Origin of the sequence: Methylocella silvestris BL2 (genome assembly GCF_000021745.1) — a bacterium.
GTDB lineage: Bacteria > Pseudomonadota > Alphaproteobacteria > Rhizobiales > Beijerinckiaceae > Methylocapsa > Methylocapsa silvestris.
The window spans coordinates 4,135,165-4,147,209 of record NC_011666.1 but is presented as its reverse complement, the minus strand read 5'-3'; the positions used below and the strand labels follow the sequence as shown (position 1 = coordinate 4,147,209).

Genomic DNA, 12,045 nt, shown 5'->3' with positions numbered 1-12,045 from the left:
GGACGTAATGTTCGGAAAGATCCTGATCGCGAACCGCGGCGAGATCGCCTGTCGCATCATCAAGACGGCGCGCCGGCTTGGCATTGCGACTGTCGCCGTCTATTCCGACGCCGATCGCGACGCAAGGCATGTCGAGATGGCCGACGAGGCGGTTCATATCGGTCCGGCGCCGGCGGCGCAAAGCTATCTCATGATCGACAACATCCTTGAGGCCTGCCGCAAAACGGGGGCCGAGGCCGTGCATCCCGGCTATGGCTTTTTGTCGGAGCGGGCGGCTTTCGCCGAGGCGCTGGCGACGGAAAATATCGCCTTCATCGGCCCGAATGTCGGCGCCATCGCGGCGATGGGCGACAAGATCGAATCGAAGCGCTTCGCGCGCGCCGCCGGCGTTTCGACGGTCCCGGGCAATCTCGAAATCATCAAGGATGGCGCGGACGCCGCGCGCATCGCCGCCGACATCGGCTTTCCGGTCATGATCAAGGCGTCGGCCGGCGGCGGCGGCAAAGGCATGCGCATCGCAAGATCGGCAGGCGAGGTCGAGGAAGGATTTGCGCGCGCCAAATCGGAAGCCAAATCCTCCTTCGGCGACGACCGCATCTTCATCGAGAAATTCATCGAAAATCCACGGCACGTCGAGATTCAGATCATTGGGGACAAGCATGGCCATGTGATACATCTCGGCGAACGCGAATGTTCGATCCAGCGGCGCAATCAGAAGATCATCGAGGAAGCGCCCTCCCCGCTGCTTGACGCAGCGACGCGCGAACTCATGGGCGCGCAGGCGGTGGCTCTCGCGCAAGCGGTCGGCTATGATTCGGCCGGCACCGTCGAATTCGTCGCGGGCCAGGACCGGAGCTTCTATTTTCTCGAGATGAACACCAGGCTGCAGGTCGAGCATCCCGTCACCGAACTGATCACCGGCCTCGACCTCGTCGAGCTGATGATCCGCAGCGCCGCCGGCGAGCCGCTGCCCCTCGCGCAGGAAGATGTGCGCCTCTCTGGCTGGGCCGTCGAAAGCCGCGTCTATGCCGAAGACCCGACCCGCGGCTTCCTGCCCTCGATCGGGCGGCTCACAACCTACCGTCCCCCGGCCGAAGGCAAATTCGGCGAGCTCACCATCCGCAACGATACGGGCGTCGCCGAAGGCGGCGAGATCGCGATCCATTATGATCCGATGATCGCCAAGCTCGTGACGCACGCGCCGACGCGGAGCGAGGCGATCCACGGCCACAGCGCCGCGCTCGACGCCTTCGCCCTCGACGGCATCCGCCACAACATCCCTTTTCTTTCGAGCCTCATGTCCCATCCGCGCTGGCGCGAGGGGCGGCTCTCGACGGGGTTCATCGCCGAGGAATATCCGGAAGGCTTCGCCAATCCGGCGCCTGCCGGCGCGATCGCCCTGCGCCTCGCCGCAATTGCGGGGGCGATCGACCACCAGCTCAATCAACGCAAGCGCCGGATTTCCGGGCAGATGCCGGTCGCCAAAGCGGTCACTTTCGAGCGCCGCCGCCACGTCGTCGTCGGCGCGGAAGACTTCGCCTTCGAGATCGACGAAACGCCAAAAGGCCTCAACCTTGCCTTTGAGGACGGACGGCTGGTTTCGGTCCTCTCCTTGTGGAAACCGGGCGAACCGGTGTGGCGCGGCGTGGTCGACGGCGAACGCATCGCCGCGCAGGTCCGCCCCATTTTGAACGGCGTCCTGCTCGCACATGGCGGATTTTTTGCCGAAGCGCGCGTCTATACCCAGCGTGAAGCCGAACTCGTGCGGCTCATGCCGGAAAAACGCGCGGCGGACAGCGGCAAGCATCTGCTCTGCCCGATGCCCGGCCTCATCCGCGAGGTTCTGGTGAGCGAAGGACAGGCCGTAAAAGCCGGCGAAGCGCTGGCGATCGTCGAGGCGATGAAGATGGAGAACATCCTGCGCGCGGAACGCGACGCGACAATCGGCAAGGTCTATGCGGCGGCCGGTCAGAGCCTTGCGGTCGACGCCGTCATCATGGATTTTGCGGCGTGACGGCGCTCGCTTTTTCCGACGCCGCGGGCGAAGCCGCCTGGCGCGCCGCAGTCGCGCGCATCATAGCGAAATCGCCCTCCGGCGCGCTTCCGGCCTTCCAAACCGATGACGCGATTCCGATCGCGCCGCTCTATCCGAAAGCCGACCCCGCGCCACAGCCCTGGCGCGCCGGAAACGCCTGCCGGATCATCGCCCGCCTCGATCATCCCGATCCCTTCGCGGCGAAGGCGCTCGCGACCGCCGATCTCGAAGGCGGCGCCGGCGGATTGACGATCAGCTTCGAGGGCGCCGCTGCCGCGCGCGGTTTCGGCCTTCACGCCCAGAGCGCCGAGGACCTCAACCAGGCGCTCGGCGGCGTTCGTCTCGATCTGATTTCCATTCGCCTCGAACCGGCGCCCGGCGGCGTCGGAGCCGCGCTGCAATTCGCCGATCTCATCGAGCGGCGCAGCCACGATCCGGCCTCGATCGACGTTGACTTCGGCTTTGATCCGATTGGCGTGTTCGCCGCGCGGGGCGGCCCCCCGACCAATTGGAAGAATGAGGAAGCCGCCGTCGCCAACGCCTGCGCCACGCTGCGCGAACATGGCTTCGCCTCCCCTCTCATGCGCGCGGACGCGCGGCCCTACAACGAGGCGGGCGCGACCGAGGCCGAAGAGCTCGCCTCCGTGCTGGCGACAGGCGTCGCCTATCTGCGCGCCCTCGCCGGCGCCGGCCAGCTGGCCAAAGCGTCGACCGCGCTCAGCTTCGTGCTCGTCACGGAAGCCGACGTGTTGACGGGAATCGCCAAACTGCGCGCCCTGAGGCAACTTTGGGCGCTTGTCGAAAAATCATGTGGCGTCCCGAGCGCGCCGCTGCGGCTTCATGCCGAGACGTCATGGCGGATGCTGACGCGGCGCGACGTCTACGGCAATCTGCTGCGCGGCGCGCTCGGCTGCGCCGCGGCGATGATCGGCGGGGCCGACAGCGTGAGCGTGTCGCCCTATACGGCGGCGCTTGGCCTTCCGGATGAATTCGCGCGGCGGCTCGCCCGCAACACCGGCGCGATCCTCTTGGATGAAAGCTATTTGACCCGCGTCGCCGATCCGACCGCGGGATCTGGCGCGATCGAGGCGCTGACTGTCGGCCTCTGCGAAAAAGCCTGGGATCTGTTTCAGAGAATCGAGACGGCGGGCGGCTTCCCGAAGGCGCTCGCCTCGGGCTTCTGGCAGGATACGCTCGCTCTCTCGCGCGCCCGGCGCCGGCAGGATTTCGCCTCGCGCGCGCGCGCGCTCACCGGCGTCAGCATCTTTCCGGATCTTGGCGAAATCGTTCCGCCCGTGCTGTCGTCGAACCGGCGCCCGGCCGCCGCTTCGCGATCGGCGCGCGGGGCGCTCCCGTGCCAGCGCGACGCCGAGCCGTTCGAACGTCTGCGCGACAAATCGGATGCCTGGCTCGCCGCCCATGGCGCGCGTCCGCGTATTTTCCTGGCAAGGCTCGACGCCAACGCCGAATCCGGGGCGCGCCGCGACTTTGCGCGGGGCGTGTTCGAGGCCGCCGGCTTCGAGACCGCCGAGCTTGAGATTTTCGCCGATCTCGAAACGCTGACCGACGCCTGCCTCGCCTCCGGCGCGCTCGCCGCATGCCTCTGCCCGAGCGAAGCGGCCTATGCCGCGAGCGGCAATGGCCATGAACATGTCTCGGGCAGCCGCCTTGAAGCAGCCGCGCGCGAACTTTCCGCGATCGGCGTCCGGGTCGTGGTCGCCAGTTGGCCCGGCGAGTTCGAGGGCGCGCTGCGCCGCGCCGGCGTCGAGGATTTCATCTTCGCCGGAAGCAACGCCGTTTCCTTCCTGCGCCGGATCTGGAACAAAAAGCCGAGGGCATGATGCGGATTCCTGACTTCGCCAAGATCCCGTTCCATTCCGTGGCGACCAAGGCGCCGGCCGCGGAGGGCGAGCGCGCCGAGCCGGCGTGGCTGACGGCGGAGGGCGTCGCCGTCAAGCCCGCCTATTCGCCGCAGGACCGCGCGGGCCTTTCGGCCGTCGACAGTTTTCCCGGCCATGCGCCCTATCTGCGCGGCCCCTACCCGACCATGTATGTCAATCAGCCCTGGACGATCCGGCAATATGCCGGCTTCTCCACTGCGGAGGATTCCAACGCTTTCTACCGGCGCAATCTCGCGGCGGGGCAGATGGGCCTCTCCGTCGCCTTCGATCTCGCGACGCATCGCGGCTATGATTCCGATCATCCGCGCGTCGCCGGCGACGTCGGCATGGCTGGCGTTGCGATCGATTCCATCTACGACATGCGCACGCTGTTCGACGGCATCCCGCTCGACCGCATGTCGGTGTCGATGACGATGAACGGCGCGGTCCTGCCGATCCTCGCCCTTTACATCGTCGCGGCGGAAGAACAAGGAGTGAAGCCGGAGCAGCTGCAAGGCACCATTCAAAACGACATTCTCAAAGAATTCATGGTGCGCAACACCTATATCTATCCGCCCGGCCCGTCGATGCGGATCGTCTCCGACATCTTCGCCTACACATCGGCGCGCATGCCGAAATTCAACTCGATCTCGATCTCGGGCTACCACATGCAGGAGGCCGGCGCGCCGGCCGATCTCGAACTCGCCTACACGCTCGCCGACGGCGTCGAATATGTGCGCGCCGGGCTTGCCGCCGGCCTTGACATCGACGCTTTCGCACCCCGCTTGAGTTTCTTTTTCGCGATCGGCATGAACACCTTCATGGAGGTCGCAAAGCTCCGCGCGGCGCGTCTGCTGTGGAGCCAGCTTATGGCGCAGTTCGCGCCGAAATCGGAAAAGTCGCTGATCCTGCGGACGCATTGCCAGACGTCGGGATGGTCGCTGACGGCGCAGGATGTTTTCAACAACGCAATGCGCACCACGATCGAAGCGCTGGCCGCGGCGCTCGGCGGCGCGCAGTCGCTGCACACCAATTCGCTCGATGAAGCTTTGGCTCTGCCGACCGATTTTTCGGCGCGGATCGCGCGCAATACACAGATCATGCTGCAGCTGGAAAGCGGGATAACGCGGACGATCGATCCTCTCGGCGGGTCCTATTATCTCGAACGGCTGACGGCCGATCTCGCCGCGCGCGCGCAAAGCCATATCGCTGAAATCGAGACGCTCGGCGGCATGACCAAAGCCATCGAGGCCGGCGTGCCGAAACTGCGCATCGAAGAGGCCGCGGCCAAGACCCAAGCGCATATCGACGCCGGGTTGCAGACCGTCGTCGGCGTCAATCGATTCAAGCCCGAGAGGGAAGCTCCGCTCGAGGTGATGAAGGTCGATAATTCGGTCGTCCGCGCGGCGCAGATCGCCAAGCTCGAGCGGCTGCGCGCCGAGCGCGACGCGGAGGGAGTCGAACGCGCCCTGGCGAGGCTGAAGGAAGCGGCCGCGTCGGGGACCGGAAATCTTCTGGAGCTCGGCGTCGAGGCGGCGCGCGCCAAGGCGACCGTCGGCGAGATCTCGGCCGCGCTCGAAAGCGTCTACGGGCGCCACGCCGCCTCGACCAAGGTGATTTCCGGCGTCTATCGCCGCGAGGCTGGCGCCGCCAATGAGGCCGTTCACCGGGTCGCGGACCTGACCGAGGGATTCAGCCACAATGAGGGCCGCAAGCCGCGCATCCTCGTCGTCAAGCTCGGCCAGGACGGTCATGATCGCGGACAGAAGGTGATCGCCTCGGCCTTTTCCGATCTCGGGTTCGACGTCCGCATCGGGCCGCTGTTCGCAACGCCCGCCGAAGCGGCGGCGCAGGCGATCGACGAAGAGGTCCATATCATCGGCGTCTCGTCGCTCGCCGCGGGCCATATGACGCTGTTGCCTGAGCTCAAGGCCGAACTTGAAGCGCGCGGCCGCGGCGACATCATGCTTGTCGTAGGCGGCGTCATTCCGCCAGCCGACGTCGACCCCTTGCTCGACGCAGGAGTCGCCGCCGTGTTCCTGCCGGGGACGGTTATTCCGGAGGCGGCGGAGCGCCTCATCAACGAACTCAGCATACAGCGCGGCTATGCGCAAAAGCTGCCGTCCGCCTATATGGAGAAGCCGGCCCGCGGCGCGCGGCCGGCGCCCTGAACTCGGATAGGAGCGCCGCCTACCGCCTGATCACGTGCGGCGCCGGGCAGCGCCGCGAAATCCGCAAGGCTTTCGAGCGTCGATCGACGCGGATGTATCGATGAAGCCGTCCGGCCTGTGTTGATGAGGATGGCGTCCCCAAACACAATCGCCCTGACGCCGACTCGCTGCGGCTGGCTCGGCTAACGGTAGCGCCCATGGCGTTGCAAGACTTCAATCTTGTAGCCATCCGGATCCTGAATGAAGAAAAACCGCGCCATCAGAGCGCCGTCGTGAAACATTTCCTTGATCGGATTAGGGGTCAATCCGCGTGACGTTATCAGGTCACGTTCGCGCTCCAGATCATCGACGACAAAAGCGAGATGGCCATAGCCGTCGCCAAGCGCATAGGGCTCGGTCCGGCCATGGTTGACCGTCAGTTCGAGTTCAAAATCAGCGTCGGCGTTGCGCAAATAGATCAGCGTAAAGTCGTCGAAGGGGATTCGATCGGCGATCTTCAGCCCGAACGCGGCGTCGTAGAACGCCACCGAGCGCTGCTCCTCCAACACCCGTATCATCATGTGAATGGCTTTTGTCATACGTCTGTCGAGCTCCCTCGATGAATGGGCGTGTGCGATCCGGCGGCGCCGCGCCGGCTCAGGATCAATATAGCCGGCGCAAAGCGTAAGCTTCGCTGCTGCCGATGTGTAAGACAAACTATGCTTAGTCGAACGGCTCTTAAGTCGCAATCAGGCCACACAAAGGCGTCATAGAAGGTTGAGTTAAGTCTTATACGGAGTTATGTCGTTTGAGGTTTAGAAACACGCAGGTAACGGTAACGCCATGACGACGTCCCCGGCCCGGAAATACCGCGCTTCGGAAAAGCGCGAATGCACGCGCCAGCAAAACAGCGCCGACATTCAGGCCGCGGCCTGGCGCGTGTTCTGCAACGTTGGAATGGACGCGGCGAATGTACGCGACATCGTCAAGCTGAGCGGTCTCTCTCCCGGCACCTTTTACAATTATTTCCGCACGAAAGAGGCGATCTTCGAAGTGATCGCGCAGGATCTATTTGAGCGGTTGCGGATCGAGACTCGCGCCGTCCGCGCGCGGGCGACGAATGCGGAAGAGTTGCTGTTTCTTGCCTATAGTTCTTATCTCGATTTCGTCCAGTCGATCGACGGCGCAATGGATTTCATCCAGCGCAATCAGCACTACATCCGCTCGGAGGTCTATCCGTCGACGGCGATCCACAGCCTCTCGACCGATCTCGAACGGGATTTGCGGCGCTTCATCCCCCCGTCCGCCATGTCCGACGAGGAAGCCGGGCTGTTCGCCGCCATGATTATCGCGGCCGGCGCCGAGGCCGTTTTTCGCGCGACACAGCCGCCAGAAATCCGCATCGAAACGCTGCGCGCGTTCCTGACGAAATTTATGCTGGGCGGATTGAACGCATGGCGGCCGGCGGAGGCGCAAGCGGCGTCGCCCGATCGTCGGCCTTCGGTCGCCAACGACGCGTGAACTGTCTTTATAATCCGCGCCCGCGTCCCCTGGCGCGATTTGACGCGCGCGTGATGTCGCCAGCGTAATCGACGCCGCGCCGGCTGTCGCTGTATAGTGCGCCCGAGCGACGTTGACGTTTGACATGCTGCGGCGGCTGCGCTCCTTATTCTGCTGCGCGCAGAATTCCAGGAAAGGTTACGCATCGCGATGAAAGCCCTCGTGGCGGTGAAGCGGGTCATCGACTACAATGTCAAGATCCGCGTGAAGGCCGACAATTCCGGCGTCGAGACGGCGAATGTAAAATTCTCGGCGAACCCCTTCGACGAAATCGCCGTGGAAGAAGCGGTGCGGCTTAAGGAGGCCGGGATCGTCTCGGAGATCGTTGTGGTGACGATCGGCCCGGCGGCGGCCCAGGACGTGCTGCGCTCGGCGCTGGCGATCGGCGCCGACCGCGCAATCCTCATCGAGACCAACGAAGAGATACAGCCGCTGGCTGTCGCTAAAATCCTCAAGGCGCTCTGCGAACGGGAAGCGCCGCAGATTGCGATTCTCGGCAAGCAGGCGATTGACGATGATTCGAACCAGACCGGACAGGCGCTCGCCGCCTTGCTTGGCTGGCCGCAGGGAACCTTCGCCTCAAAGCTGGCAATCGCCAACGGACGCGCCGAGGTGACGCGGGAAATCGACGGCGGCCTCGAGACGCTGTCGCTGGCGCTCCCGGCCGTCGTCACAACCGACCTTCGCCTCAACGAGCCGCGCTACGCAAGCCTCCCCAACATCATGAAGGCGAAGAAGAAGCCGCTCGACATCATCGCCGCCGCGACGCTCGGCCTCGATCTCGCGCCTCGTCTCGCCACGTTGCGGGTGGAGGCGCCGCCAAAGCGCAGCGCCGGAATCAAGGTGAAGACCGTCGCCGAACTCGTCGACAAATTGAAGACCGAAGCGAAGGTGATCTGATATGGCTGCATTGGTGCTCGCCGAACATGACGGCCATCATCTGAGAGCCGCGACGCTCAGCGCCGTCACGGCCGCCTTGCGCCTCGGCGGCGAGGCGCATCTTCTCGTCGCCGGACATAATGTTCGCGAATTGGCCGAAGCCGCCGCCGCCGTCGCCGGAGTCACGAAAGTGCTTACCGCCGACGATCCGCTCTATGCTCACCCGCTGGCGGAGACGCTGGCCCCGCTGCTGATCGCACTTGCCGCGGATTATGCGGCGATCGTCGCCGCCGCTACAACATTCGGCAAGAATATCCTGCCGCGCGTGGCGGCTAAATGCGACGTGCAGCAGATTTCGGAGATCGTTGCGGTTGTGTCCCCCGACACATTTGTGCGCCCGATCTATGCCGGCAACGCCCTCGCCACGGTCCAGTCGAAAGACAAATTAAAGGTCATCACGATACGCGCGACCGCTTTCGAGCCCGCGGCGACCGCTGGCGGCGCCGCGCCGATCGTGACGACGCCTGCGGCGCCTGCGGAGGCGGACGCAAGCTTCCTGCGCGATGAGCTCTCCAAATCGGAACGCCCGGAACTGACCTCTGCTCGGATCGTCATCTCGGGCGGCAGGGGCATGCAAAGCGGCGATAATTTCAAGCTGATCGAGCCGATCGCGCAATCCCTTGGAGCGGCGATCGGCGCCAGCCGCGCCGCCGTTGACGCTGGCTTCGTATCAAACGATCTGCAGGTCGGCCAGACCGGCAAGATCGTGGCGCCCGACCTTTATATTGCAGTCGGCATATCAGGAGCCATACAGCACCTCGCCGGCATGGGAGAGTCGAAAATCATCGTCGCGATTAACAAGGATGAAAGCGCGCCGATCTTCGATGTCGCCGATTATGGCCTTGTCGCGGATTTGTTTCAGGCGCTGCCTGAACTCGCGGCCGCCCTGAAATCTTGATGGTTGAAGCGCGAGCCGCCGCTTCAGAAAACGCGCAGGCGATCAACAGGCAGCGGCCCGCCGGCCTTATGCGCGGCGATCCATTTGTTGATCTCGGCGACGTGCTGGGTTTCCTCCTCAACAAACTCCTTGGCGAGAACGCGAACCTCGGAATCGTTGGTCGTCTGATAGATCTTGGTGTAATAATCGAGGCTCGCCTGTTCCGCGTCGCGCGCGATCTCCAGCGCCTGATCGCGGCCGATGAAGGGGTCGGCGGCCCAGATCGCCGCGGATTCCGGACTTTCGAAATCAGGCCACGCGAATTCATTCGGCCTCATCTCCGGGATGTCGCGAAAGCCCGACCGCGCCTTTGCGTCGGCAAGATGCAGTCTTGAATAATCGGAGAGGCGCCGGAACAGCTTGCCGACATCGCCATTGCCGCAGCTTTGCATGACGTCCGCAAGCTCGCCAAATCGAATCGCCGCCTCTTCCTCTAGCTTGACAGCATAGGCAAGAAACTCTTCGACGGTGTGCATGTGACTGCCCCTTATGCGTTACGCGACGCGCGGTTTGTGTTCATCCTACCTGGCGAGGCGGTTTAGCGCCACGCAAGATTCAGGCTCCAGCCGGCTCGCCGGTGAAGTGGATGATAATCTCTTCTTCGCGGACGATGAACTGGCAGGCGAGCCGGTAGGGCGGCGCAATATCGTTGGTTTCAGCGTCTTGAATTTGCTGAGCGGTAATCTTCCCAAGCTCGCGGAGCTTGATCTTCTCCTTCTCCGTCAGCGCGATCGCCATTTTCGGCTTGCCTTCAACATATTTGACCTCGATCAGGCAGGAGCCGCATTCGCCGTCACGGCAATCATGCGGGATTTTGACGCCCTGCGCGAGAGCGACGCTGAGCACCGTGCTGGTGTCGCCCGCTGTGGCGTAAGCCCGCACGTCCCGATGCAGCGTCTCCGAAGTAAAAGTTACAACCGGCATAATTTAATCCCCATCTTGTAAGCATCGCCTGACTTGTTACGGCGTCTTTGCGCTTGTCTGTCAGTTTCAAAACATTTCAGCGTCCGTTTTGTTGTAAAACGACCCTTCTTTGGATCATTTTACAACAAAACGGCCTGTCTGATTTGGTCACATTGCCAACTCAGCAAGGCCTATGCCATTTGATCTGCCTCAACTTGGCAGTCAATGCGCGAAACAATTAACGAATTCTCGAATAATCCGCGGCGTCCCACACGACATTGTTCTGGCTCAACCGGCCGCGCCGCTCATTGAAAAATTCGTCTCCGGCGCCGTTGGAAAGGAAGAACGAAGCGTCGCCGTCGGCTCACGCCGCTTGGGGTTCGTCGATCAGCCGGACGACATGATCGGCGATGGCCAGCGCCGCCGTGAGGCCGGGGGACTCGACGCCAAACAAATTGACCAGCCCGCGAACGCCATGCTCGCGCGGCCCGCTGATGCGAAAATCCTGCGCCGGCGCCCCTTCCGGCGCGAGTTTGGGCCGGACGCCGCAATAGGCCGGCTGCAGCGCGCCATCCTGCAAGCCGGGCCAATAGCGCCGGATTGCCTCATAAAAGCCGCGCGCGCGGTCCGGGTCGACCGTGTAACTCTCCTGCTCGATCCATTCGACGTCGGGGCCAAAGCGCATCTGATGCGCGAGGTCGAACGTGAGATGCACGCCAAGACCTCCCGGCGCGGGCACGGGGTAAATCAGCTGGGCGAATTGCGGCCGCTGGCCGGAAAGTGAGAAATAATTGCCCTTGGCGAGATAGGTTTCGGGAACATGGGCCGCGTCCAACCCCTCGAGGCGACGCGCCAACGCGCTCGCGCCGAGTCCGGCGGAATTCACCACCGACCGGCAGTTGAGGCGCATCGGATCGGCGCCGCCGATCTCGAGTTCGATCCCCTCGTCCCGCAGCCGCCCGCCGAGCGCCGGGCTCTCCAAGGCGAGGACGCCCCCATGCGCCTCCATCTCCGCCTGAAGCGCGAGCATGAATCCGTGGCTATCCAATATGCCGGTCAAAGGCGAAAACAGGGCGCCGACGCAGGCGAGCTCCGGGTTGAGCCGCCGCGCTTCGTGAGACGCCAAATAAGTCAGTTCCACGCCGTTCAAGGCGGCCCGCTTTTGAATGGCGCCGAGCGAGCCGGCTTCCGCCTCATTCGTCGCCACGATCAGCTTGCCGCAGGTCTCGAACGCAATGCCCTGGGAGCGGCAATAGGCATAAAGCGCCTGCCGGCCGGCGACGCAGAATTTCGCCATCAAGCTGCCCGGCGGATAATAGATACCCGCATGGATGACTTCACTGTTGCGCGAGGAATTGCCGGTTCCGATCCCGCGCGCAGACTCCACGACAATGACCTCGCGGCCGCGCATCGCCAGCGCGCGCGCGATCGCAAGACCGACGGCTCCTGCCCCGATCACGACACAGTCAACGGTTTCCACAGCGACAGGCTCCTGCAAACGGGGTGAGGCGGTGAGGATCCGGCGGCGCGACGCACTAATCCGGCGAGTTTGGCGCATTCCGATCGACAAGAATACTATTGAGCGCGGCGCCAAGAAAATCCGGGGCGGGCGCCATCCTCCCAGCGCGCCAGCCAGCGCGG

General features: G+C 63.8%; 10 protein-coding genes. 6 read left to right on the top strand and 4 right to left on the bottom strand.

What is annotated here, in order from left to right; genetic code table 11:
- Window positions 1-7: 7 nt before the first annotated feature.
- The 3 genes from MSIL_RS19225 to scpA are packed head-to-tail and all read left to right on the top strand — an operon-like array spanning window position 8 to window position 6,086.
- Window positions 8-2,014 (top strand): acetyl-CoA carboxylase biotin carboxylase subunit, encoded by a 2,007-nt coding sequence (locus MSIL_RS19225; protein WP_012592736.1) that lies wholly within the window; start codon window positions 8-10, stop codon window positions 2,012-2,014.
- The gene (locus MSIL_RS19220) at window positions 2,011-3,876 is read left to right on the top strand and encodes a methylmalonyl-CoA mutase family protein (protein ID WP_012592735.1); all 1,866 of its coding nucleotides are present in this window, start codon (window positions 2,011-2,013) and stop codon (window positions 3,874-3,876) included. The genes MSIL_RS19225 and MSIL_RS19220 overlap by 4 nt, the downstream gene beginning before the upstream one ends.
- A complete protein-coding gene (gene scpA / locus MSIL_RS19215) occupies window positions 3,873-6,086 on the top strand; it encodes a methylmalonyl-CoA mutase (RefSeq protein WP_049768223.1) in 2,214 nt (737 codons plus the stop codon). The genes MSIL_RS19220 and scpA overlap by 4 nt, the downstream gene beginning before the upstream one ends.
- A gap of 182 nt (window positions 6,087-6,268) precedes the next feature.
- Here the strand turns inward: scpA and MSIL_RS19210 are convergent, their stop codons facing one another.
- Entirely contained in the window at window positions 6,269-6,664 is a 396-nt protein-coding gene (locus tag MSIL_RS19210; RefSeq protein ID WP_012592733.1) for a VOC family protein, read from the bottom strand.
- A 244-nt stretch (window positions 6,665-6,908) separates the two neighbouring features.
- Between MSIL_RS19210 and MSIL_RS19205 the strand changes: the two genes are divergently transcribed.
- The 3 genes from MSIL_RS19205 to MSIL_RS19195 all read left to right on the top strand — a co-directional run bounded on the left by MSIL_RS19205 (window position 6,909) and on the right by MSIL_RS19195 (window position 9,462).
- Complete coding sequence (locus tag MSIL_RS19205) at window positions 6,909-7,586, top strand: TetR/AcrR family transcriptional regulator (protein ID WP_012592732.1); 678 nt, start codon at window positions 6,909-6,911, stop codon at window positions 7,584-7,586.
- Between the two features lie 189 nt (window positions 7,587-7,775).
- Window positions 7,776-8,525: an electron transfer flavoprotein subunit beta/FixA family protein gene (locus tag MSIL_RS19200; protein WP_012592731.1), complete on the top strand. Its 750-nt coding sequence runs from the start codon at window positions 7,776-7,778 to the stop codon at window positions 8,523-8,525.
- Between the two features lies 1 nt (window position 8,526).
- Window positions 8,527-9,462, top strand: coding sequence for an electron transfer flavoprotein subunit alpha/FixB family protein (locus MSIL_RS19195; protein WP_012592730.1), 936 nt, complete (start codon window positions 8,527-8,529; stop codon window positions 9,460-9,462).
- A gap of 23 nt (window positions 9,463-9,485) precedes the next feature.
- On the opposite strand, the gene MSIL_RS19190 is transcribed toward MSIL_RS19195, so the two are convergent.
- The 3 genes from MSIL_RS19190 to MSIL_RS19180 all read right to left on the bottom strand — a co-directional run bounded on the left by MSIL_RS19190 (window position 9,486) and on the right by MSIL_RS19180 (window position 11,884).
- Complete coding sequence (locus MSIL_RS19190; RefSeq protein ID WP_012592729.1) at window positions 9,486-9,977, bottom strand: ferritin-like domain-containing protein; 492 nt, start codon at window positions 9,975-9,977, stop codon at window positions 9,486-9,488.
- Window positions 9,978-10,056: 79 nt separating this feature from the next.
- A complete protein-coding gene (locus MSIL_RS19185) occupies window positions 10,057-10,425 on the bottom strand; it encodes a 2Fe-2S iron-sulfur cluster-binding protein (RefSeq protein WP_012592728.1) in 369 nt (122 codons plus the stop codon).
- Window positions 10,426-10,768: 343 nt separating this feature from the next.
- Entirely contained in the window at window positions 10,769-11,884 is a 1,116-nt protein-coding gene (locus MSIL_RS19180; RefSeq protein WP_012592727.1) for an NAD(P)/FAD-dependent oxidoreductase, read from the bottom strand.
- Between the last annotated feature and the right edge of the window lie 161 nt (window positions 11,885-12,045).

Excerpts from the sequence above, each read along its gene's own strand:
- MSIL_RS19225 (WP_012592736.1), top strand. The coding sequence starts at position 8 with ATGTTCGGAAAGATCCTGATCGCGAACCGCGGCGAGATCGCCTGTCGC.
- scpA (WP_049768223.1), top strand. The coding sequence starts at position 3,873 with ATGATGCGGATTCCTGACTTCGCCAAGATCCCGTTCCATTCCGTGGCG.
- MSIL_RS19210 (WP_012592733.1), bottom strand. The coding sequence starts at position 6,664 with ATGACAAAAGCCATTCACATGATGATACGGGTGTTGGAGGAGCAGCGC.
- MSIL_RS19205 (WP_012592732.1), top strand. The coding sequence starts at position 6,909 with ATGACGACGTCCCCGGCCCGGAAATACCGCGCTTCGGAAAAGCGCGAA.
- MSIL_RS19200 (WP_012592731.1), top strand. The coding sequence starts at position 7,776 with ATGAAAGCCCTCGTGGCGGTGAAGCGGGTCATCGACTACAATGTCAAG.
- MSIL_RS19195 (WP_012592730.1), top strand. The coding sequence starts at position 8,527 with ATGGCTGCATTGGTGCTCGCCGAACATGACGGCCATCATCTGAGAGCC.
- MSIL_RS19190 (WP_012592729.1), bottom strand. The coding sequence starts at position 9,977 with ATGCACACCGTCGAAGAGTTTCTTGCCTATGCTGTCAAGCTAGAGGAA.
- MSIL_RS19185 (WP_012592728.1), bottom strand. The coding sequence starts at position 10,425 with ATGCCGGTTGTAACTTTTACTTCGGAGACGCTGCATCGGGACGTGCGG.